At 68.1% G+C, this 22320-nt stretch carries 19 protein-coding genes and 1 riboswitch; of the genes, 6 read left to right on the top strand and 13 right to left on the bottom strand.

Annotated elements, in window-relative coordinates; genetic code table 11:
- From IB232_RS16455 to IB232_RS16435, 5 genes are all read left to right on the top strand, one after another.
- Complete coding sequence (locus tag IB232_RS16455) at window positions 1-756, top strand: substrate-binding periplasmic protein (protein ID WP_192399678.1); 756 nt, start codon at window positions 1-3, stop codon at window positions 754-756.
- Window positions 743-1396 carry a TIGR02281 family clan AA aspartic protease gene (locus tag IB232_RS16450; RefSeq protein ID WP_192399677.1) on the top strand — a complete coding sequence of 218 codons (654 nt, stop codon included), beginning with the start codon at window positions 743-745 and terminating at the stop codon, window positions 1394-1396. Before IB232_RS16455 ends, IB232_RS16450 begins: the two co-directional genes overlap by 14 nt.
- Window positions 1397-1519: 123 nt before the next feature.
- Entirely contained in the window at window positions 1520-2131 is a 612-nt protein-coding gene (gene ribA, locus IB232_RS16445; RefSeq protein WP_137970792.1) for a GTP cyclohydrolase II, read from the top strand.
- Entirely contained in the window at window positions 2128-2547 is a 420-nt protein-coding gene (locus IB232_RS16440) for an MFS transporter (protein WP_192399676.1), read from the top strand. The genes ribA and IB232_RS16440 overlap by 4 nt, the downstream gene beginning before the upstream one ends.
- On the top strand, window positions 2540-3340 hold the full coding sequence (locus IB232_RS16435) for a cobalamin-binding protein (RefSeq protein ID WP_192399675.1): 801 nt from the start codon (window positions 2540-2542) through the stop codon (window positions 3338-3340). Before IB232_RS16440 ends, IB232_RS16435 begins: the two co-directional genes overlap by 8 nt.
- Before the next feature lie 65 nt (window positions 3341-3405).
- Here IB232_RS16435 and IB232_RS16430 read toward each other — a convergent pair whose 3' ends face one another.
- The 4 genes from IB232_RS16430 to IB232_RS16415 form a co-directional block, all read right to left on the bottom strand.
- Window positions 3406-5292, bottom strand: coding sequence for a TonB-dependent receptor domain-containing protein (locus IB232_RS16430; protein WP_192399674.1), 1887 nt, complete (start codon window positions 5290-5292; stop codon window positions 3406-3408).
- 81 nt (window positions 5293-5373) lie between these two features.
- Window positions 5374-5584, bottom strand: a riboswitch (cobalamin riboswitch).
- 68 nt (window positions 5585-5652) lie between these two features.
- On the bottom strand, window positions 5653-7548 hold the full coding sequence (gene dxs / locus IB232_RS16425) for a 1-deoxy-D-xylulose-5-phosphate synthase (RefSeq protein WP_192399673.1): 1896 nt from the start codon (window positions 7546-7548) through the stop codon (window positions 5653-5655).
- Window positions 7549-7629: 81 nt separating this feature from the next.
- A complete protein-coding gene (locus IB232_RS16420) occupies window positions 7630-8580 on the bottom strand; it encodes an alpha/beta fold hydrolase (RefSeq protein WP_192399672.1) in 951 nt (316 codons plus the stop codon).
- An 11-nt stretch (window positions 8581-8591) separates the two neighbouring features.
- Window positions 8592-11852, bottom strand: coding sequence for a carboxyl transferase domain-containing protein (locus IB232_RS16415; RefSeq protein ID WP_192399671.1), 3261 nt, complete (start codon window positions 11850-11852; stop codon window positions 8592-8594).
- Window positions 11853-12051: 199 nt separating this feature from the next.
- On the opposite strand from IB232_RS16415, the gene IB232_RS16410 reads away from it, so the two are divergent.
- Complete coding sequence (locus IB232_RS16410; protein WP_192399670.1) at window positions 12052-12954, top strand: phosphatase PAP2 family protein; 903 nt, start codon at window positions 12052-12054, stop codon at window positions 12952-12954.
- Between the two features lie 124 nt (window positions 12955-13078).
- On the opposite strand, the gene ispA is transcribed toward IB232_RS16410, so the two are convergent.
- From ispA to cpdA, 9 genes are all read right to left on the bottom strand, one after another.
- Complete coding sequence (gene ispA, locus IB232_RS16405) at window positions 13079-13966, bottom strand: (2E,6E)-farnesyl diphosphate synthase (protein WP_192399669.1); 888 nt, start codon at window positions 13964-13966, stop codon at window positions 13079-13081.
- Complete coding sequence (locus tag IB232_RS16400) at window positions 13963-14205, bottom strand: exodeoxyribonuclease VII small subunit (RefSeq protein WP_137970801.1); 243 nt, start codon at window positions 14203-14205, stop codon at window positions 13963-13965. Before IB232_RS16400 ends, ispA begins: the two co-directional genes overlap by 4 nt.
- Before the next feature lie 32 nt (window positions 14206-14237).
- Window positions 14238-14948, bottom strand: coding sequence for a membrane integrity-associated transporter subunit PqiC (locus IB232_RS16395; RefSeq protein WP_192399668.1), 711 nt, complete (start codon window positions 14946-14948; stop codon window positions 14238-14240).
- A gap of 135 nt (window positions 14949-15083) precedes the next feature.
- Complete coding sequence (parC, locus tag IB232_RS16390) at window positions 15084-17342, bottom strand: DNA topoisomerase IV subunit A (RefSeq protein WP_192399667.1); 2259 nt, start codon at window positions 17340-17342, stop codon at window positions 15084-15086.
- Window positions 17343-17355: 13 nt separating this feature from the next.
- Window positions 17356-17844 carry a TIGR02281 family clan AA aspartic protease gene (locus IB232_RS16385; protein ID WP_225592370.1) on the bottom strand — a complete coding sequence of 163 codons (489 nt, stop codon included), beginning with the start codon at window positions 17842-17844 and terminating at the stop codon, window positions 17356-17358.
- A 35-nt stretch (window positions 17845-17879) separates the two neighbouring features.
- Window positions 17880-18869, bottom strand: a complete 990-nt coding sequence (locus IB232_RS16380; RefSeq protein WP_318652278.1) for an esterase-like activity of phytase family protein — start codon at window positions 18867-18869, stop codon at window positions 17880-17882.
- Window positions 18866-20764 (bottom strand): DNA topoisomerase IV subunit B, encoded by a 1899-nt coding sequence (parE, locus tag IB232_RS16375; protein WP_192399665.1) that lies wholly within the window; start codon window positions 20762-20764, stop codon window positions 18866-18868. Before parE ends, IB232_RS16380 begins: the two co-directional genes overlap by 4 nt.
- 18 nt (window positions 20765-20782) lie before the next feature.
- On the bottom strand, window positions 20783-21391 hold the full coding sequence (locus tag IB232_RS16370) for a YqiA/YcfP family alpha/beta fold hydrolase (protein ID WP_192399664.1): 609 nt from the start codon (window positions 21389-21391) through the stop codon (window positions 20783-20785).
- Between the two features lie 62 nt (window positions 21392-21453).
- On the bottom strand, window positions 21454-22269 hold the full coding sequence (gene cpdA, locus IB232_RS16365) for a 3',5'-cyclic-AMP phosphodiesterase (protein WP_192399663.1): 816 nt from the start codon (window positions 22267-22269) through the stop codon (window positions 21454-21456).
- Window positions 22270-22320 lie beyond the last annotated feature (51 nt).

The following is a 22320-nucleotide window of genomic DNA, read 5'->3' as shown; positions in this document are numbered from 1 at the left end:
ATGCGTGTCTGCTGGCTGGCGTTGCTGGTGTGCCTGGGCTGGCCGAGCGCCCAGGCCGGCCAGGCACTGCCGGCCGAGGTCCAGCTGGTCAGCGAGCACTGGGTCGGCCATACCAACGAGGACGGCAGCGGCCTGGCCTGGGACATCATGCGCCAGGTGTTCGAGCCGGCCGGGGTGAAGATGCACTTCCGCATCGTGCCGTACACCCGCTCCATCGGCCTGGTCCAGCGCGGCGAGGCGGATGCCTGGCTGGGCTCCTATCGCGACGAGGTCAGCGAGAAGATCGTCTATCCGCGCTGGCCCTACGATGCCGACCAGATCGTCGCCCTGTCCCTGGGCGAACAGCCGGTACCGACGCTGCAGAACATCGGTCAGTACCGCCTGTCGTGGATGCGTGGCTACGAATATCAGCGCTACCTGCCCGGGGTTAAGCGCTACGAGGAGATCCAGCGTCGTGTCGGTATCCTGCGCATGCTTGAACTGGGCCATGCCGACTTCTTCCTGGATGCCTCCACCGAGGTCGAGGATGTGCTCCGCGAGGGCCCGGACCCTGCGCGCTTTCGCACTACTGCGCTGACCCGCTTGCCGCTGTATGCCGGCTTTGCCGATACTGCCCGCGGTCGCGCCCTGGCCGAACTCTTCGATCGGCGCATGGCCGAGCTGGTGCGTGACGGCGGGTTGCGAGCGGTGTTCCGTCGCTGGCAGCAGCCTTATCCCTTCGACGAGGACATGGAGATCCCCGATGCGTCGCCTTGAGCTGTTCGCCGCCAGCCTGCTGCTGGTCCTGACTCCCTTGCTGCATGCCGAGACGCAGGTGCAGGTGGTCGGCCTGTTCCCCGGCGCCGCGGTGCTGCTGGTGGATGGCCAGCGCAAGCTGGTGCGCAATGGCCAGACCGGCCCTGGCGGGGTCAAGGTAATCAGCGCCGATAGCAAGGGCGCGGTACTGGAAGTCGATGGCGTGCAACGCAGCTACGGCATCAGTCGCGAATACAACCAGGCCGGCGCCAGCTCCGGGCCGCAGAAGGCCCAGCTCAGCATCAGCCGCGGGGTCGGCAACCACTACTGGATCGCCGGTTCCATCGATGGCCACCCGGTGCAGTTCCTGGTCGACACCGGCGCCACCTCGGTGGCGATGAATGAAGGCCAGGCCCGCCGCCTGGGCATCGACTACCGGGTGCAGGGCAAGCCCATGGTTGCCAGCACCGCCGGCGGCAATATCCGCGCCTGGCGGATCAAGCTCGACAGCGTGAAGATCGGCGGCCTAGAAGTGCTCGGTGTGGAAGGTGCAGTGCTGGAGGGCGACTCGCCCACCGAAGTGCTGCTGGGCATGAGCTTCCTCAGCCGGGTGCGCTGGCGCGAGGAAAACGGCGTACTGCAGCTGGAGTCCAAACTCTAGGTGCGGCTTGGCCGATTCATCGGCCCTTTCGATCCTTATCGCCGATAATTCAGGCTGCGCCGGGGGCCGTCACGGCTGGTACAATGCCGGCCTTTTCTGCCGAACGTCCAACAGGAGCACCCGGTGTCCGTCGTCTTCGTCGCCGCCTCCAAGCTGCCCACACCTTTCGCGGTGTTCACCATGCACGGTTTCCTCGATGAGGAGAGCGGCAAGGAGCATGTGGCCCTGACCCTGGGCGATATCGCCGATGGCCAGCCCGTGCTGGGTCGCCTGCATTCCGAGTGCCTGACCGGCGATGCCTTGTTCAGCCAGCGCTGCGACTGCGGCGCCCAACTCGAGGCCGCCCTGCGTGCCATCGCCAGCGAAGGCCGCGGCGTGCTGTTGTACCTGCGCCAGGAAGGGCGGGGCATCGGCCTGCTGAACAAGATCCGCGCCTACGAGCTGCAGGATGGCGGGGCCGACACGGTGGAAGCCAACGAGCGCCTGGGCTTCGCCGCCGACCAGCGCGACTACTCGATCTGCCAGCCGATGCTCGATCACCTGGGCGTTCGCGAGATCAACCTGATGACCAACAATCCGCGCAAGGTCAAGGCGCTGGAAGGCTTCGGCGTGCGCGTGGCCGAGCGCCGTCCGCTGGAGATCGGGCGCAATCCGCACAACAGCAAGTACCTGGCGACCAAGGCCGGCAAGCTCGGCCACATGCTGGGGCTGCAACACCAGGAAGAGACCGAGTGACGCGCACCGAGGTGCGGCGCCGGCTCGCCCTCGAATGGTGGCGCTGGCTCGGCTTCGCCCTGGCACCGCTGTTCTTCCTCAATCTGCTGTTCGGCGGCAGCCAGGCGCTGGGCACGGTGCTGGAGATGCCACTGTTCATCGCTGGCATGGCGTCCATGTTCATCAGCCTGCCGCTGTTCTCCGCCTACAAGCGCGCGCTGATCGCCACCGAGGCCGCCTTGGATGGCGAACATGAGCGCGAGGCCTGGCTGGAGCTGGCCCGCCAGCGGCGCAAGGCCTTCCTCGGCGCCTGCCTGCCGGCCTGGGTCGCCGCCATTGCCCTGTTCAGCGGGCTGAATGCCGTCGCCCTGATCCTGCTCGCCCTGAGCAGCGTCGTGCTGCTCTGTCTGTATCGCATCCCGCGCCAGCTTGGCTAAGCGCCTTTTCGCCGCCTGTCTGCTGATCCTGAGCCTGCCGCTGGGTGCGGCGGAGCGAGTGATCAGCCTGGCCCCCTCGATGTCGGAAATCATGTTGGAGCTGGGTGCCGCGGAGCGCCTGGTCGGCGTGCTCGATGGTGGCGCTCGGCCGCCTGAGCTGAAGCAGCTGCCCTCGGTGGGGCGTTATGGCCAGGTGGAGCTGGAAACCCTGCTGGCCCTGCGCCCCGATCTGTTGCTGCTATGGCCGGACAGCGTTCCTGCGGCCCAGCGCGAACAGCTGAAGTCCTTCGGCATCCCGCTTTATGTCGGCGAGCCCCATGACCTCGAGCAGTTGGCCGAACAGTTCACTGAGGTCGGCGAGCGGGTCGGCCATGCCGAGAGTGGTCGCCAGCTGCGTCAGCGCTTCCGCGATGGCCTGGCGAGCCTGCGCCAGCGCTACCGGCGCGAACCGCCACTGCCGGTGTTCTACCAGGTCTGGCATGAGCCGCTGTACACCATCGGCGGGCGGCAGATCATTGGTGACGCGCTGGGCGTATGCGGTGCGCGCAACGTGTTCGCCGACCTGCAGCTGCCGGCGCCACAGGTCAATGTCGAAGCGGTGCTGGGGCGCGCGCCGGAGGTGATACTCGCCGGCAGCGCCGTCGAGCTGCAGCACTGGCGGGCCTGGCCGCAGTTGCCGGCGGTGCAGCGCCAGCAGCTGTGGACGGTACCGGACAAGGGCCTGGAGCGCCCCAGCTTTCAGATGCTGGCGGCTATCGGAAAACTCTGCGCGGTGCTGGCCAAGGCTCGTTGAGCCGCACCGTGGCGCAGAAAGACAAAAGGCCCCGAAAGGGGCCTTCTGTATTGCGTTGATCGACGCTACAGCTCAGGGGTCCAGACGAAGCCGAGCATTGCCGTGCGGCCTTCCTGGCGGTAGCCGTAGCGCTCGCCTTCGTGCTCGTACAGGGCACGCTGGTAGTCCTTGTCCAGCAGGTTGTCGATCTTCGCCTCCAGCTTCAGCTCGCCGGTTGCCTGCCAGCTGCCGCGCAGGCCCAGCAGGCCGTAGCCGGCCAGCTGGTACTGGTTGTTCGGATCATCGTAGCTGCTGCTCGCGGCCTGCCAGCTGGCGCCCACGGCGAAGTCGCCGAAGGCGCGGTCCAGATCCAGGCTCAGGGTGCGGCGGGCGCGGCGGTTGAGGGTGTGGCCGGTGTCGCGGTCACGCGGGTCGACGAAGGCGATGCCGAGCTGGCCCTGCCAGCCGAACAGCTCCTGCTGCAGCGTCGCCTCGAAGCCGTGGATGCGCGCGGTGGCGATGTTCTGTGGGATGAAGTCCTGGTCGTTGGCGATGGCGTCCTGGATGTCGGTGCGGTACAGCGAGGCCTCCAGGCGGGTGCTCTGGCTCAGCTCGCTGCGCCATTGCAGCTCGTAGCTCTTCGAGTGTTCGGGCTTGAGGTTCGGGTTGCTGTAGTCCGGGTAGTACAGGTCGTTGAAGGTCGGCGCGCGGAAGCCTTCGCTATAGGACAGGATCAGGTCGTTGGCGGCGTTCAGCGGCAGGGTCAGGGCGCCGCTCCAGGTGTTTTCGCTGCCGAATTGCTCGTTCTTGTCGTGGCGCAAGCCCAGTTCGGTGGAGAAGTGCCCGCCGTCATAGCGGTGCTGGACGAAGGCCGCCTGGTTCCAGCGCTGCTGCTCGTCGAAGGCGGTGTTGCTGTTGAGCTGGTCCTCGTACCAGTCGGCGCCCAGCAGCAGGCTGTGGCCGTCGCCCAGAGCCAGGGTGTTGAGCCAGTTCACCGAGTCGCGATAGGTGTTGAAGACGCCGCGCTCGTCGCTGAGCTTGTCCAGGCTCTCTTCCCGGTTCTCGCTGTGGCCGACTTCCAGGCGGCTGCTCCAGACATCGTTGATCTGCGCATCGAGGTAGCTGGAGACGCTGCTGACGGTGAAGTCGCTGTACGGATCCTGGCCGACCGACTCGAAGGTGGTCATGTCGAAGCGGCCGAAGGGATTGTCGAATTCGGTGCGACCGCGCTGGTCGAGCACGTTGATGCCGGCCTCGACGCGGTCGCTGAAGCTGTGGCTGAGGCTCAGGCTGAAGGCCTTGTTGCGGTAGGCATCGTGATCCTGGTCGGACTCGTAGGACGGACCGCTGCGATCGAAGCCGTTGGTCTCGTTGAGGCTGCCGGCCAGGCTGAAGCGAGTCTGCTCGTCGCCGCCGGAGATGCCGGCGCTGCGCTGCCAGGTACTGTGGCTGCCGTAGCCGACGCGCACGAAGGGCTTTAGGCCTGCGCCGGCGCTGCGGCGGGTGAATATCTGTACCACGCCGCCGATGGCGTCGGCGCCATACACCGCAGAGCGTGGGCCGCGCAGGACTTCGATGCGCTCGATCTGGTCGATGTTGATGTGCTGCAGGTTGCTGTCGCCAGAACTGGCCGAACCGATGCGCATGCCGTCCACCAGCACCAGGCTCTGGGCCGACTTGGTGCCGCGGATATACAGGCTGGTCAGGCTGCCGATGCCGTTGTCGGTCACCTGCACGCCGGGCACGCGCCTGAGCAGTTCGGTCACTGACGAGGGCTGCAGGCGCTCGATGTCGCTACGGGTGAACACCGTGCTGGCGGCGCTGCTGGCGCTGCGCTGCTGCACGTCGCGGTTGGCGCTGATCAGGGTTTCGGACAGCTTCAGCGCGGCCTCCTGATCGGCAGCCAGGGTGCTGGCACCGGGCAGCAGGGCAACGGCCAGGGCCGAGAGAGGCAGGGAACGGGACAGCTTCATGGAGATTCCTCAAAGATCGCAAGACTTCGAGGAGGGCAGGACAGGCGCGGGCGGGCGCCTGACGGTGCTGCCCTCCGCAACACCAGTCGAATCCGTCCAGGCCGGTCTCCGGGCTCTCGACGCGCCGGCTCGCCTTCCCGGGAAACCCAGTGGCTGATGAGCGGGCGTGCAGCCGGTGGGCTGCGGTCGATTACCGTTGCGGGGGCAGCGCCGGGATTGCTCCATGAGCTCACCGGCTTCCCGTTTAACGCTGCTCCTGTGGACGCAGCGCACCTTGGCGGAATGCAAAAACGCCGCGCACCTTAGTGCGCAGATGGATGAATTACAAACAAGTTGGATTCAGGGCTGGATGAGCATGGCTCATCCAGCCAGCTGTGCCAGTCGTGCACGCACCGCCATCTCGATGCCGGCGCTGTCCAGCCCGCATTCGGCGAGCATCTGTGCCGGCTTGGCGTGCTCCACGTAATAGTCGGGCAGGCCCAGGTGCAGCAGTGGCTTGACGATGTTTTCGGCGGCGAGGAATTCGCTGACCGCGCTGCCGGCACCGCCCATCACGGCGTTCTCCTCGATGGTCACCAGCAGCTCGTGGCTGGCCGCCAGCTCGCGCAGCAGGGCCTCGTCCAGCGGTTTGACGAAGCGCATGTCGACCACGGTGGCATCGAGCGACTCGCCGACACGCAGCGCCTCGGCCAGTTGCACGCCGAAGGCCAGCAGGGCGGTGCGCTTGCCCTGGCGCCGGACCACGGCCTTGCCGATCTCGACCGGCTCCAGGCGCGGATCGATCGGCGTGTTGGGGCCGCTGCCGCGCGGGTAGCGCACGGCCGCCGGGCCCTGGAAGTGGTAGCCGGTGGTCAGCAGCAGGCGCAGCTCGTTCTCGTCGCTGGGGGTGGCCACCAGCATGCCGGGGATGCAGCGCAGGTAGGAGATATCGAAGCTGCCGGCGTGGGTCGGGCCGTCTTCGCCGACCAGGCCGGCGCGATCAATGGCGAACAGCACGTCGAGGTGCTGCACGGCCACGTCGTGGATCAACTGGTCGTAAGCGCGCTGAAGGAAGGTGGAGTAGATCGCCACCACCGGCTTGGCGCCGTCGCAGGCCATGCCGGCGGCCAGGGTCACCGCGTGCTGCTCGGCGATGGCGACGTCGAAGTAGCGCTCCGGGAAGCGCTCGCTGAAGGCCACCAGGTCGGAGCCTTCCTTCATTGCCGGGGTGATGCCGACCAGGCGCTCGTCCTGCTCGGCCATATCGCACAGCCACTGGCCGAACACGGCGGAGTATTTCGGGCCAGAAGGTTGCTTCGGCTCGACTGGCGCCTTGATCGGCTCCAGCTTGGTGATGGCGTGGTAGCCGATCGGGTCGACCTCGGCCGGGGCGAAGCCCTTGCCCTTCTTGGTCACCACATGGAGGAACTGCGGGCCCTCCAGGTCGCGCATATTGCGCAGGGTGGCGACCAGGGTCGGCAGGTCGTGGCCGTCGATGGGGCCGACGTAGTTCCAGCCCAGTTCCTCGAACAGGGTGCCGGGCACCAGCATGCCCTTGGCGTGCTCCTCGACCTTGCGCGCGATCTCCCAGGCGCCGGGCAGGCGCGAAAGGATCTTCTTGCTGCCTTCGCGCATGCTCGAATAGGTGCGGCTGGAGATGATCTTGGCCAGGTAGTTGGACAGGCCGCCGACGTTCTTGGAGATCGACATGTCGTTGTCGTTGAGCACGACCAGCATGTCGGCCTTCACATCGGAGGCATGGTTGAGCGCCTCGAAGGCCATGCCGGCGGTCAGTGCGCCGTCGCCGATCACCGCCACCGCCTTGCGCTTGCTGCCCTGCAGGCGGGCGGCGATGGCCATGCCCAGCGCGGCGCTGATGCTGGTGCTGGAGTGGCCGACGCCGAAGGTGTCGTACTCGCTCTCGCTGCGGCGCGGGAAGGCGGCCAGGCCGTCCTTTTGGCGCAGGCTGCCCATGCGCTCGCGGCGGCCGGTGAGGATCTTGTGCGGGTAGGCCTGGTGGCCCACGTCCCACACCAGACGGTCGTCCGGGGTGTCGAAGATGTAGTGCAGGGCGATGGTCAGCTCGATCACGCCGAGGCCGGCACCGAAATGCCCGCCGGTCTGGCCAACGCTGTACAGCAGGTATTGGCGCAGCTCGTCGGCCAGGCTTTCCAGCTCGCTTTCCGCCAGGCGGCGCAGGCCGTCCGGGGTGTCGGCGCTGTCGAGCAGGGGCGTGGCGGGACGCTCGCGGGGGATTTCGTGGAAGGTGGTCGGCATCAGGCAGATCGTTATAGGCATACAAAAGATGCGGCAGTTTACCTGAAGCGCCGGAAACAGCCCAAACGACCTGTAAGCGGATCAGTCCGCGGCGTAATGCCGCGCCAGAAAGTCCAGCAGCAGGGCGTTCACCCGCGCGCCGTCCTCGCTCTGCAGCCAGTGGCCGCAACCGGGCAACAGGTGCTGTTCCAGGCGTGGCACCTTGGCGGCCATGCGCGTGAGTGTCGGCGCCTCGAAGCGCCCGACCGGGTCGCGGTCGCCGAGCAGGAACAGGGTCGGCTGCTCTACCTGCAGCTCGGCCAGCGGCTCGCTGCGCTGCCAGTTGCGTTCGAAGTTGCGGTACCAGTTCAGCGCACCGTGGAAGCCGCGCCCGGCGAAGGTCTGCTCGTACACGGCGAACAGCTCGGGCGAACACCAGGCCGGCAGCGGCAGGTCGCCCAGGCCATCGAACAGGCGCGCATCGGCCGGCTTGTCGGCCAGCAGCGCGCCCTCCAGGCCGCCGAGCAGCAGGCGCAGGCTGCGGCCGATGTCGGCATCCAGCTCGGCCTCGGCCAGCCCCGGCTGCTGGAAGTAGAGGATGTAGTGGAAGCGCCCGGCGTAGGCCTCGCGCATCATCTCGATGGCCGGGCGCTTGGGGTGGCCGCCGAATGGCACGGAGAGTGCGCCGAGCGCCTGCACCCGCTCGGGTTCCAGCAACGCCAGGTGCCAGGCCACCGGTGCGCCCCAGTCATGGCCGACCATGGCGACGCGATCCTGGCCGAGGACGTCCATGGCGCCCTGGATATCGCCGCACAGGGTCAGCAGGTCGTAGGCGGCGGGATCTGTCGGCGCGCTGCTCCGCCCGTAGCCGCGCATCTCCGGGGCGAACACCCGGTAGTCGGCGGCGGCCAGCGCCTCGATCTGCGGGTGCCAGGCGTACCAGCACTCGGGGAAACCGTGCAGCAGCCACACCGGCTTGCCGTGCGCCGGACCGGCGCTGTAGAGGCTGAGGTCAATGCCGTTGACCGCCAGCAGCTGGTGCTCGATGTGCATGCCCGTGCTCCTTACCAGGTATCGACGAAGGGACGCTTCTTGCCTGCGCGCGCGGGCGCTTTCGGCGCCGCGTTGAGCCCGCGCAGCAGCCAGGCGCGGCTCTCGGCGGGGTCGATGACGGCGTCTATCTCCAGGTAGCTGGCCATGTTCAGCGCCTTGCCGTTGGCGTAGGCCTTGCCCACCAGCTTGTCGAACAGCGCCTGGCGCGCCGCGTCGTCCTCCTGGGCGGCCAGCTCCTTGGCGAAGCCCAGGCGCACCGCACCCTCCAGACCCATGGCGCCGAATTCGCCGCTGGGCCAGGCGGCAGTGAACAGTGGCGAATGGAAGCTGCCGGCCGCCATGGCCTGGGCACCGAGGCCGTAGCCCTTGCGCAGCACCAGGGTGAAGAACGGCACGGACAGGCTGGCGGCGGCGACGAACATGCGCGACACATGGCGCACGGTGGCCTGCTTCTCCGCCTCCGGGCCGACCATGAAGCCGGGGGTGTCGCACAGCGACACCATGGGCATATCGAAGGCGTCGCACAGCTGCATGAAGCGCGCGGCTTTATCTCCCGCCAGCGCATCGATGGCGCCGCCCAGGTGCGCGGGGTTGTTGGCGAGCAGGCCGAACGGCTTGCCCTCGATGCGGATGAAGGCGGTGATCAGTCCCGGGGCGAACTGGCGGCGCAGTTCCAGCACGCTGCCGCTGTCGGCCAGCAGCTCGATCACCCGGCGGATGTCGTAGACGCGCAGGCGATTCTCCGGGATGACATGGCGCAGCTCGCGCGGGTCGGTGCACTGCCAGTCGGCCAGCGAGCCCTGGAAGTACGACAGGTACTGCTTGGCCGCGCGCACGGCCTCGGCTTCGTTCTCCACCAGCACGTCGATCACCCCGTTCGGGCCTTGCACGCTGGTGGGGCCGACTTGCTCGGGTTTGAAGCTGCCCAGGCCGCCGCCTTCGATCATCGCCGGGCCGGCCATGCCGACGGTGGCGTCCTTCGCGGCGATGATCACGTCGCAGCAGCCGAGCAGGGCGGCGTTGCCGGCGAAGCAGCGGCCGGAGACTATGCCTACCGTAGGGACCAGGCCGGACAACCGGGCCATGGCGACGAAGGTGTGGCAGTCGAGCCCGGCCACGCCGACGAAATCGGTGTCGCCCGGGCGCCCGCCGCCGCCCTCGGCGAACAGTACCAGCGGCAGGCGCCACTGTTCGGCCAGGCCGAGCATGCGGTCGGTCTTCTTGTGGTTCATCACGCCCTGGGTGCCGGCGAACACCGTGTAGTCGTAGGCGATGGCCATGCAGCGCGCGACCTCGCTGCCGAAGGCGCCGGCGTTGACCGTGCCGATGCCGGCCACCAGGCCGTCGGCCGGGCTCAGTTCCAGCAATTCCTCATGGGAGCGCCGGCGACGCTGGGCGGCCAGGGCCATGGCGCCGTACTCGTTGAAGCTGCCTTCATCGAGCAGGTCGTGCAGGTTCTCGCGGGTGGTGCGCTGGCCGGTCTTGCGGCGCTTGGCCACGGCCTCGGGGCGGCGCGCGTCGGTCAGGCGCGCGTGGCGCTCCAGCACCTCGGCCAGGTCGGCGCGGATATGTTCGAGATCGATCGCCTGTTCGTCCTGCGCGTGCCCGCCATCGACCTCGGCGGGCTCGATGAACAGCAGGGCCTGGCCCTCGCCCAGCGCATCGCCGGGGGCTGCGGCCAGGGCGCGGACGATGCCGCCGCGTTCGGCGCGGACGACGAACTCCATCTTCATCGCCTCCAGCACGGCGACCTGCTGGCCTGCGGCCACGCTGTCGCCCTCGGCTACGTCCAGGCTGACCAGCACGCCGGTGCTCGGCGTGCTCAGCGCCAGGGTGCCGGCCGGTGCCTCGATGACGTTGGTGTGGGTGGCGCTGCTGCCGGTCTCAGCGAAATAGCGGTGTGGGTGAGCGGTGCCGTGGGCGCCGAGCAGTTCGCCCAGTTGCTCTTCGACGAAGCGCGTGCTGACCCGGTTGCTCAGGACCTCCTCACGCTGCAGCAGGTTCTGCAGCAGATGCAGGTTGCTCGCCACGCCCTCCAGGCGGAATTCGCAGAGGGCGCGATAGGCGCGGCGCAGGGCGCCCGGGTAGTCGGGCGCGCTGGCGATCAGCTTGGCCAGCAGCGAATCGTAGGCCGGGCTGACCGGGTAGCCGGCGTAGCCGTAGCCATCCACGCGCAGGCCCGGGCCGGACGGTGGCTGGTAGGCGCTCAGCGTGCCGGCGGCCGGGCGCGCGCTGCCGTCGGCGTGCAGGGTTTCCAGGTTGATCCGCAGCTGCACGGCGCAGCCTTGCGGCGCCGGTGGTTGCAGCAGGCCCAGCTCGGCGAGGCTGGTGCCGGCCGCCAGGCGCAGCTGGGTGTGCAGCAGGTCGACGCCGGTGATCTGCTCGGTGACCGTGTGCTCCACCTGCACCCGCGGGTTGGCTTCCATGAAGAAGAAGCGCTCACCCTCGACCAGGAATTCGAAGGTGCCGATGCCGCGATACTTCACCTCGGCCGCCAGGCGCAGGGCGCAGGCGATGATCGCCTCGCGCAGGCCGGCATTCAGGTCGGGGCTGGGGGCGATCTCCACCAGCTTCTGGTGGCGGCGCTGCAGGCTGCAGTCGCGCTCCCACAGGTGGCTGACCTGCGCGCCGTCGCCCAGCACCTGCACCTCGATATGCCGGGCACTCTGCACCAGCTGCTCGATATACAGCGCGCCGTTGCCGAAGGCGCCCTGCGCCTCGGACTGGCAGCGTGCGTAAGCCTCATCCAGCTCCGCCGCGTCATGGATCGCGCGCATGCCGCGCCCACCGCCGCCAGCCAGGGCCTTGAGCATGGCGGCGCCATGTTCGGCCAGGAAGGCACGTGCCTCGTCCAGGCTCACCGCGCGGTTGATGCCGGCCACCAGCGGTGCGCCGCAGCGTTCGGCCAGTTGGCGAGCGGCGGCCTTGTCGCCGAACAGCTCCAGCACCTCCGGCGCCGGGCCGATAAAGGTCAGCCCCGCGGCCTCACAGCGGCGGGCGAACTCGGCGTTCTCTGCGAGAAAGCCGTAGCCGGGATGGATGGCCGTGCAGCCCTGTTCGCGGGCGATGGCGATCAGCTGGTCCATGTCCAGGTAGGCCGGCACGCCGCGGCCCTGCAGCGCCACGGCCAGGTCGGCCTTGCGCGTGTGCAGGCTGGCGCCGTCGTCCTCGGCGAACACGGCCACCGAGCGGATGTTCAGGTCGGCGCAGGCCTGGGCGATGCGGATGGCAATCTCGCCGCGGTTGGCGATCAGCAGGGAGGAGAAGGGCATGGCCGGCGGCTCTGTCTGGGTCTGGTGATGGGCTCATCTTAGGCAGTCGCCGCCACCGGCCGCAGCCAACTGTGCCGCGACGAATACCCGCCACTCAGGGTGGCTGATGATCCGCCGAGCTTTTTGTCCGAATCGGCCCTTGTCGGCTGCGCCGCCGGCCGGTATTTCTGCCGTTTCGCTTGATTCCGCAAGGACCGCCATGAACGAGTTGCTCCACAGCCTGGACTGGGTGCTGCCGCTGCGCAGCGACGCGCTGACCCCGCTGATGCGTTTCTTCACTTTGCTCGGCTACGAGAAATTCATCCTGTTCTTCCTGCCGCTGGGCTACTGGGCCTGGAGCCGCGGGGTGTTCCTGCGCCTGCTGGTGCTGGTGGCGCTCACCGCGCTGCTCAACGCCTGGCTCAAGGACTTCTGGCAGGACCCGCGGCCGGACATCGCCCTGCGCATGGACCACGAGGTGGGCGAGAGTTTCGGCCTGCCCAGCGGCCATGCGCAGATCGCCGTGGTGATCTGGTTCTGGCTGGCCTGGGAGCTGCGCCGGACCTGGGCCTGGCTGGTGGCCGCGGTGGTGGCGGCGGGAATCATCTTCAGCCGTCTGTACCTCGGCGCCCATGATGTGGAGGACGTGCTCGGCGGCTCGCTGCTGGGCATCGCCAGCCTCGTCGTGTTCGAGTTCGCGCGGCGCTGGAGCGGCTGGCACGAAAGCCATGCCGGCTGGCACCTGGGCCTGATCCTGCTGGTGTTCCTGGCCGCCTGGCTGAGCTGGCCGGGCGAGGCGCCGAGCTATGTGCCTCTAATGGCGGGCATGCTGGTCGGCGTGCTGTTCGGTTATCGCAATCTGGCGTTTTCCGCCGAGGTCGCCGTCTGGCGGCGCGTGGCGGCGGCCGTTCTCGGTGCGCTGGCCTTCATCCTGCTGCAGAAGGGTCTGAAGCTGCTGGGCGACGCCTGGCCGTGGGAGCCGTTGGCCTGGCAGGGCCTGCGCGGTCTGGCGATGGGCCTGTTCGTGGCCTGGCTGATGCCGTGGCTGCTGGTGCGCGCGGGGCTGTTGGTGGCGGTGCGCAAACCGGAGCCGGAGCAGTTGCCCGAGGCGGCCGCTGCCTGACAGAAAGTCGTAGGGCGGGTGAAACCCGCGTGACACAAGTCGCGGGTTACACCCGCCCTACGGCGGTGGCTGCAGCGTTTGATCCTGGGCCGCTCATGCAGCGACCCAGCGCAGTCACCTACGGTTAGCTACGGCGTTCGACTATATAGCGGGCCAGCTCGCGCAGCGGCTCGGCGCTGTCGCCGAACGAGCGCAGGGCGTGCAGCGCCTGGTCACGTAGCTCCAGGGCATAGGCCTTGGCCTGCTCCAGGCCGAGCAGGGCGGGGTAGGTCGGCTTGTGGTTGGCTTCGTCCTTGCCCTGGGTCTTGCCCAGGGTGGCGGTGTCGCTTTCCACGTCGAGGATGTCGTCCTGCACCTGGAATGCCAGGCCTACGGCCCGGGCGTACTGCTGCAGGGAGCGCAGACCGGCCAGGTCGGCCTTGCCGCTGGCCAGGGCGCCGAGCTGCACGCTGGCCTCGATCAGCGCGCCGGTCTTGTGCCGGTGCATGGTTTCCAGAGCCTGTTGGTCGAGCTGGCGACCGACCGATTCCAAGTCGATGGCCTGGCCGCCGACCATGCCGGCCGGGCCGGCGGCGCGGGCCAGGCCGAGGACCATGGACAGGCGCAGGTCCGGGTCCTGCGGGTTACGGCGGGCATCGGCCAGGGCCTCGAAGGCCAGGCTCTGCAGGCCGTCGCCGGCGAGAATGGCGCAGGCCTCGTCGTAGGCGATATGGGTGGTCGGCTGGCCACGGCGCAGGTCGTCGTCGTCCATCGCCGGCAGATCGTCGTGCACCAGCGAGTAGGCGTGGATCAGCTCCACCGCACAGGCGGCGCCATCGGCACGATCGAGGTCACCTTCCAGCGCCTCGCAGGCGGCGTACACCAGCAGCGGGCGCACGCGCTTGCCACCGTTGACCACGCTGTAGCGCATGGCCTGGTACAGGCGGGCCAACTCGCTGCGCGGGGCATCGAACAATTCTTCCAGCGCGGCATCGACCCGCGCCTGGCAGCGCTGCTGGTACGCGGCGATCATGCCTGCTCGTCCGCGTCGAAGGGCACTTCCTCCAGCTCGCCGTCACGCTCCAGCAGTTGCTGGACCTTCTGCTCGGCCTGAGCCAGGGCGGCCTGGCAGTCGCGGGTCAGGCCGATGCCCTGCTCGAAGGCGGTCAGCGAATCTTCCAGGGAAAGCTCGCCGCTCTCCAGGCGCTCGACCAGGGTCTGCAGGTCGGCGAGGGATTTTTCGAAATCGACGGCGGCTTTCTTGCGGGCCATGGGACGGGCTCTCGGCTCTGTGGGGGCGTGGGTCAGAAGCGCAGGACTTCGCCGTTGCTGCGGGTCGGCGCCACCAGCGGGATGCGCGGTTGCTGCTCGGCCTTGGGCTTGGCTGGCTTCGGGGTGACGGCCGGCTTGGGCGCCTCGGCGATCGGCTGGTTGCGCAGCGGCTCAATGGCTTCCGCCAGGCGCTGGGCCAGCTGGCGCAGCAGACGGCTCTGGGCCTGGACCTGGTCGGCGGTGGTGCCGCTGTGGGCCTCTTCCAGGCGCAGCAGCTGGCTGTCGCGCAGCTGGCCGCCCTTGTCCAGCAGGCGCCACTGGGCTTCCAGAACGGCCGGATGGGATGGCCCGGAGTCGAGGCGGATGATGTTCAGCAGCACCTGCACGTCCGGCTTGAAGTCGGCGGCGGTGGTGGGGGCCAGCACGGTGCGCTGGCTATCCAGGCGCCAGGCCAGCTGGCGCAGCAGCAACTGGTCGATGTCGGCGGCCAGGCTGCCAGCCCAGCGCGCGTCGTCGGCGGCCAGCAGGCTGCCGTCGGTCTGGCGTTGCAGCAGGGTCTCGCGTTGCAGGTAGTCGGCCACCGAGACGGGGCCGAGCAGCACGGCCAGGCCCTGGGGTTGGGTGGGGATGGCGGAGTTGCCGTTGTCCAGCTGGTACAGCGGTATCGGCTTGTGCGCCGTGCAGCCAGCCAGGCCGAGGAGGCCGGTCAGCAGCAGTACGGAAGAAAGGCGCAGCAGTTTCATCGGTTCACCTGAGGGCCGCGCGGGCGGCCGTGATCGTACGTCAAGGCCGCGTATGATCCGTCAAAGCGGCCGCAGACTCCAGCCCGCGGCGCTCTACGGCATGCCTTGCGCGCTGCGCTTGAGCGCAGCGGCGGCTCAGGCCGGTGTCTCCACCAGCAGCGAATCGACCCGCTGGAAGCCGCGTGGCAGCTTGTTGCCGCGCCGTCCGCGCTCACCTTTGTAGTGCTCCAGGTCGTCCGGCTTGAGCGACAGGGTGCGCTTGCCGGCCTGCAGCACCAGGGTGGCGCCGGTGGGCAGCACGGCCAGGTCGGTGAGGTATTCCTCGCGGCTGGCCACGCGCTCGCCGGGGATGCCGATGATCTTGTTGCCCTTGCCTTTGCCCAGTTGCGGCAGGTCGCGTACTGGGAACAACAGCAGGCGACCTTCGGTGGTCACCGCGGCCAGCCAGTCGTCCTCGACGCTGGCCACCGGCTTGGGCGGCACCACCAGCGAGCCGTTGGGCAGACTGAGCAGGGTCTTGCCGGCCTTGTTCTTGGCCTGCAGGTCTTCGCCCTTGACCACGAAGCCGTAGCCGGCGTCCGAGGCGATCACGTACAGGGCGCTGTCTTCCGGCAGCAGCACGCAATCGAAGGTGGCGCCCGGCGGCGGCTGCAGACGACCGGTCAGCGGTTCGCCCTGGCCGCGTGCGGATGGCAGCGAGTGGGCGGCCAGTGAGTAGCTGCGCCCAGTGGAGTCGATAAACACCGCGTACTGGTTCGAGCGGCCCGGCGCGGCGGCCTTGAAGCCGTCGCCGGCCTTGTAGGACAGGCCGGTGGCGTCGATGTCGTGACCCTTGGCGCAACGTACCCAGCCTTTTTCCGAGAGCACCACAGTAACCGGTTCGGTCGGCATCAGCTCGGTTTCCGACAGGGCGCGGGCCTCGGCGCGGGCGACGATCGGGGAGCGGCGGTCATCGCCGTACTTCTCGGCGTCGTCGAGGATTTCCTGGCGCACCAGCTTCTTCAGCTTGGCTTCGCTGCCGAGCAGGGCCAGCAGCTTGGCGCGCTCCTTGGCCAGCTCGTCCTGCTCGCCACGGATCTTCATTTCCTCCAGGCGGGCCAGCTGGCGCAGGCGGGTGTCGAGGATGTAGTCGGCCTGGATGTCGGTGAGGCCGAAGCGCTCCATCAGCACCGGCTTCGGCTGGTCTTCCGTACGGATGATATGGATCACTTCATCCAGGTTGAGGAAGGCGGTGAGCAAACCTTCCAACAGGTGCAGGCGCCTCTCGACCTTGTCCAGGCGGAACTGCAGGCGGCGGCGCACGGTGCCGACGCGGTATACCAGCCACTCGGTGAGCAGGGTGCGCAGGTCTTTCACCTGCGGCTTGCCGTCCAGACCGATGACGTTGGTGTTGACCCGATAGCTGGACTCCAGGTCGGTGGTGGCGAACAGGTGGGTCATCAGCTCGTCGGCATCCACGCGGTTGGAGCGCGGGATGATGACGATGCGGCAGGGGTTCTCATGGTCCGACTCGTCGCGCAGGTCGGCGACCATCGGCAGCTTCTTGGCCTGCATCTGCGCGGCGATCTGCTCCAGCACCTTGGCCCCGGAGACCTGGTGCGGCAGGGCGGTGACCACGATATCGCCGTCCTCGACGCGGTACACGGCGCGCATGCGCACCGAGCCACGGCCGGTCTCGTAGATCTTCAGCAGGTCGGCCTTGGGCGTGATGACTTCCGCCTCGGTGGGGAAGTCCGGGCCCTGGATGTGTTCGCACAGCTGCTCGACCGTGGCACTCGGCTCGTCCAGCAGGCGCACGCAGGCGCTGGCGACTTCGCGCAGGTTGTGCGGCGGCACGTCGGTGGCCATGCCCACGGCGATCCCGGTGGTGCCGTTGAGCAACAGATTGGGCAGGCGCGCCGGCAGGGTGGCCGGCTCGTCCAGGGTGCCGTCGAAGTTCGGCACCCAGTCGACGGTGCCCTGGCCCAGCTCGGCCAGCAGCACCTCGGAGTAGCGCGACAGGCGCGCCTCGGTGTAACGCATGGCGGCGAAGGACTTGGGATCGTCCGGCGCACCCCAATTGCCCTGGCCGTCGACCAGGGTGTAGCGGTAGCTGAACGGCTGTGCCATCAGCACCATGGCTTCGTAGCAGGCGCTGTCGCCGTGCGGGTGAAACTTGCCGAGCACGTCGCCGACGGTACGCGCCGACTTCTTGTGCTTGGAGTCGGCGTCCAGGCCCAGCTCGCTCATGGCGTAGATGATGCGGCGCTGCACGGGCTTGAGGCCGTCGCCGATATGCGGCAGGGCGCGGTCCATGATCACGTACATGGAGTAGTTGAGATAAGCCTGCTCGGTGAAGTCGGCGAGGGAACGTCGTTCCACGCCTTCCAGGCTCAAATCGAGGGTGTCGCTCATGCGTGCCTCATGGTCATTTCAGTGAAGTCGATTGGCGCAGCACCAGGGTGCCGCCCTTCTGAGTGAATTCGAGTTGCTTGAGGGCGCTCATGCCGAGCAGCACCTCGTCGCCATCCATGCCCGGGGTGATCAGCGCCGCCACGTTGCGCAGTTGGATATCGCCCAGCTGCAGCAGACCGAGACGGGTGCGGGCGCCGGTGACGGTGCCATTAGCGGTGCGGATCTGCACCGGCGCGCCCGGCTGCAGGCCCAGTTCGCTGGCCAGTTTCTGCGGTACGGCCACGGCCGTGGCGCCGGTGTCGAGCAGGAAGGTCACGGTCCGGCCGTCGATCTGCCCGTCCAGCACGTAGTGACCGCCGCGGCTGCTGGCCAGGCGTACCTCGATGTAGCCATCGCCGTGTACCGATTGCGGCTGGCGATTGGGGTGGTCGCGCTGCTCTTCCCAATTGCCGAACCAGTGCGTGGCCAAGGCCAGGGCCGCGACCCAGGCCAGGATCAGCATCACGCGGGCGGCGCGCTGGCCGGTGGGTCTGTCGCTCACGGTGCGTTCCAGCCGCCGGCCGGCGCTTTGAAGTGCCACAGCAACGGGCGGCTCTCGCCATCGGCGCGGGCCAGGTCGTTGTTGTCCAGGCCCAGCCAGGCGCCGTCCTGGTCCAGCCACAGGGCCTCGGCGTTGCCATAGGGTTCGGGGTAGACGCGACCCTCGGCCAGGGCGGCAGCGGCGAACGACCAGCACTTCTGCTCCGCGCCGGTGGCCGGGTCGCGGCGGCAGATGCGTTGTTCCAGGCGCTCCAGGCTGAACAGCTTGTCATCCAGATAGGCCAGGTCGCCGAAGCTGCGCGGGTGGCGTGCATCGCTCCGCGGCGTGAGCGGCGAGCGCAGCTGGCCGGCTTCGGACATCAGGATGCAGCCGCCGGTGCAGCGCCAGCGGCCCTTGTCCTTGTGCAGCACCAGCAAGCCCCGGCGCTCGCGCTCGGCGGCCAGCCACAGGCGCTCGCCGGCCGGGTCGATGACCAGGCCTTCGAGCAGGGCATTGTGGCGCAGCAGCATGCCACTGGCGCGGGCCTGGCGCACCAGGCCGTCCGGCAGTGGCAGCCATTCGGCGATGCCGCTGGGGCCGACCTGCAGCAGGGCGACATGCGCCTCGCTGAGCAGATAACGGTTGCCCTTGTCGTCGCAGCTGATGCTTTCGAAGTCCAACTCGCCCTCGCGCACCAGGTTGGCCGCCCAGGTGCGCATGCGCAGGCCCCAGGGCAGGGTGCTGGTCGGCACCGGCGGCGCGGTGAAGCTTTCGGCCTCGGCCTGCCAGGCGGCGCCCGGTTGCAGGCGATACAGGCGATCGTCCTCGCGGTCGGACACCGCCAGCCAGTCCACGCCGCAGCGGGTCAGGCCAGACAGATTGCCACCGGCCATGCCGTCCACTGCATGCTCGGCCAGCAGCTCCAGCTCGACCGGTTGTTTGGGTTTGTCGGCCGCGGTGGCCGTGCAGGCGAGCAGCAGGCCGGCGAGAGCGAGGCTCAGCCTCACGCGATGACCTCGGCCAGGTTGCCCTTGCTCTCCAGCCAGCTCTTGCGATCGCCGGCGCGTTTCTTGGCCAGCAGCATGTCCATCACTTCACGGGTTGCCTCGAAGTCGTCCAGGCCCAGCTGCACCAGGCGGCGGGTGTTGGGGTCCATCGTGGTCTCGCGCAGCTGCGGCGGGTTCATCTCGCCGAGGCCCTTGAAGCGGGTGACCTGCGGCTTGCCGCGGCGCTTCTCGGCCACCAGGCGGTCGAGGATGCCGTCGCGCTCGGCGTCGTCGAGGGCGTAGAAGATCTCCTTGCCCAGGTCGATGCGGTACAGCGGCGGCATGGCCACGTAGACATGGCCGGCTTCCACCAGCGGGCGGAAGTGGCGCACGAACAGGGCGCAGAGCAACGTGGCGATGTGCAGGCCGTCGGAGTCGGCGTCGGCGAGGATGCAGATCTTGCCGTAGCGCAGCTGAGACAGGTCGGCCGAGCCCGGATCGATGCCGATGGCCACGGCGATATCGTGCACTTCCTGCGAGGCGAGGACTTCGCCGCCGTCCACTTCCCAGGTGTTCAGGATCTTGCCGCGCAGCGGCATGATGGCCTGGAACTCCTTGTCGCGGGCCTGCTTGGCGGAGCCGCCGGCGGAGTCACCCTCGACCAGGAACAGCTCGGAACGCATCGGGTCCTGGCCGGCGCAGTCGGCCAGCTTGCCGGGCAGCGCCGGGCCCTGGGTGATCTTCTTGCGCTCGACCTTCTTGCCGGCCTTGAGGCGGCGGCCGGCGTTGCCGATGGCCTGTTCGGCCAGCAGCAGGCCGGTTTCCGGGTGGGCGTTGAGCCACAGACTGAAGGCGTCCTTGACCACGCCGGAGACGAACGCCGACGCCTCGCGGGAGGACAGGCGTTCCTTGGTCTGGCCGGAGAACTGGGCGTCCTGCATCTTCATCGAGAGGACGAAGGCGATACGTTCCCAGACGTCTTCCGGCGCCAGCTTGACGCCACGCGGCAGCAGGTTGCGGAACTCGCAGAATTCGCGCATGGCGTCCAGCAGGCCCTGGCGCAGGCCGTTGACGTGGGTACCACCCTGGGCGGTGGGGATCAGGTTGACGTAGCTCTCCTGCAGCGACTCGCCGCCTTCGGGCAGCCACAGCAGGGCCCAGTCCACCGCCTCCTTGTTGCCGGCCAGGCTGCCGCAGAACGGCTCGTCGGGCAGGCGCACGAATTCGCTGACGGCGTCGACGAGGTAGGAGCGCAGGCCGTCCTCGAAGTACCAGCGAGTGGTCTCGCCGTTGTTCTTGTCGGTGAAGGTGACTTCCAGGCCGGGGCAGAGAACGGCCTTGGCCTTCAGCACGTGCTTCAGACGGCTGATGGAGAACTTGGGCGAGTCGAAGTATTTCGGATCGGGCCAGAAGCGCACGCTGGTGCCGGTGTTGCGCTTGCCGACGGTGCCGATCACTTCCAGGTCGGTGGCCTTGAAGCCGTCGGCGAAGGTCATACGGTACTCGCTGCCCTCGCGCCGGACCTTGACCTCGACCTGGTTGGACAGGGCGTTCACCACCGAGATGCCGACGCCGTGCAGGCCGCCGGAGAACTGGTAGTTCTTGTTGGAGAACTTGCCGCCGGCGTGCAGCTTGGTGAGGATCAGCTCGACGCCGGGGATGCCTTCTTCCGGGTGGATGTCCACCGGCATGCCGCGGCCGTCGTCGACCACTTCCAGCGAGTTGTCCTCGTGGAGGATCACCTGGATCGATTTGGCGTGGCCGGCCAGCGCCTCGTCGACGCTGTTGTCGATGACTTCCTGGGCCAGATGGTTGGGCCGCGCGGTGTCGGTGTACATGCCCGGGCGCTTGCGCACCGGGTCCAGACCGGACAGTACTTCGATGGCATCGGCGTTATAGGCGTTCTGCTGGGCCATAAGCGGTTCGGGTCTTCTTCAAAGGGTGGAAAAGTCGAAATCGGCCCACAAGGCCGGATCGAAGCCGGCCAAGGTGAGAATTTCCGGAATGCGTTGGGCGAAGCCCTGGTAGCTGTGGTCGCCACCTTGCTGGATATCCAGCGTGCAGCCCTCATAGAAGGCTTCGGCGTGGCGGTAGTCCAGGGTCTCGTCGGCCGTCTGCAGCCACACCCGGTAGCGCGCGGGGTCGCGCGGCTCGGCTGTTTCCAGCTCGCTCAGGGCGGCGACATGGTCGTGGGTCAGCAGCCAGGTCTCGTTGGTGTAGTAGTTGGTCTGCTCGACCTCCTTGCCGCCGAACAGCCGGTGCGGGCGTACCGCCGGGTTGATCAGCAGGGCGGGGAGTCCGTGCTGCTCGGCCAGGAAGGTGGAGTAGTAACCGCCCAGCGAGCTGCCGACCAGCAGCGGGCTGCCCAGTTCGGCGATGGCCGCCTGCAGCTGCTGCATGGCCTGGCGCGGGTGATGGTGCAAAGCCGGCACGCGCAGATGCTGGGCGATGCCGCAGTGTTCGGCCACCTTGAGCAGTTGGCTGGCCTTGGTCGAGGCCGGCGAGCTGTTGAGGCCGTGGATATAAAGGATGCTGGGATTCATGGAGCGGGAGGCTACAAGCTAGGCGGCGCTAGCCGCAAGCATTGACAAGCGGCCTTGCGGACTTAGTAGCCCTTGATGCTGTAGTCCACTTCGAAGTCGATGCCGGTGACGCGCGACACGCCGGTCTCCAGCCGTCCGTCGGCATGCAGGCGTAGCCAGCGGTAGCCGGGCGCCGTGGTGTCGACCTGGAATTCCTCGCTGCCGGGGGCGAACTGCACGCAGGTGGAGGGCGAGGCGAGCAGGCGGATGCCGCCGCGCTGCTGGTCGAACTCCTGGTGCACATGGCCCCAGAGCACCGCCTTGACCTGCGGGTGACGCCCCAGCACGGCGAACAGGGCGTCGGGGTTGCGTACGCCGATGGGTTCCATCCAGCTGCAGCCAATGGACACCGGATGATGGTGGAAGCACACCAGGTGATGACGCTCGGGGGCTTCGCTCAGGGCCTGCTCGAGCAGCTCAAGCTGGTCGTCGGCCAGGTAGCCGGGCACAGCGCCGGGAATCGAGGAGTCGAGCAGGGTGATGCGCCACTTGCCCAGGTCGATCACCGGCTCCAGCAGGTCGCTGCCATCGCACACTTCGCGCATGGCCGGCAGCTCGTCATGGTTGCCGGGGAACCAGCGGGTGTCGGCATCGAGGTTGGCGGTGAGCTGGCGGAAGCTCTGGTAGGAGGCCACGCTGCCGTCCTGGGAGAGATCGCCGGTGGCCAGGATCAGGTCGATGTCGCTCTGTTCCGCCTGCACCCGCTCGACCACCTTTTCCAGGCTGTCGCGGGTGTTCATGCCCAGCAGCTTGCCGTCTTCCTCGGCAAAAAGATGACTGTCCGACAACTGCACCAGCAGTACCGGGCGATCGGAGGCAAGAGACGACGGGCGCGACAAGGGCCTACTCCTGGGCGGGTTCCCAGGATTATGGTGGGTGAAACGCGATTC

This window comes from Pseudomonas sp. PDM15, from assembly GCF_014851565.1.
Taxonomy (GTDB): Bacteria; Pseudomonadota; Gammaproteobacteria; order Pseudomonadales; family Pseudomonadaceae; genus Aquipseudomonas.
Note: the sequence above shows the minus strand (reverse complement) of the source record. Positions and strands in the feature narration are given on the sequence as shown.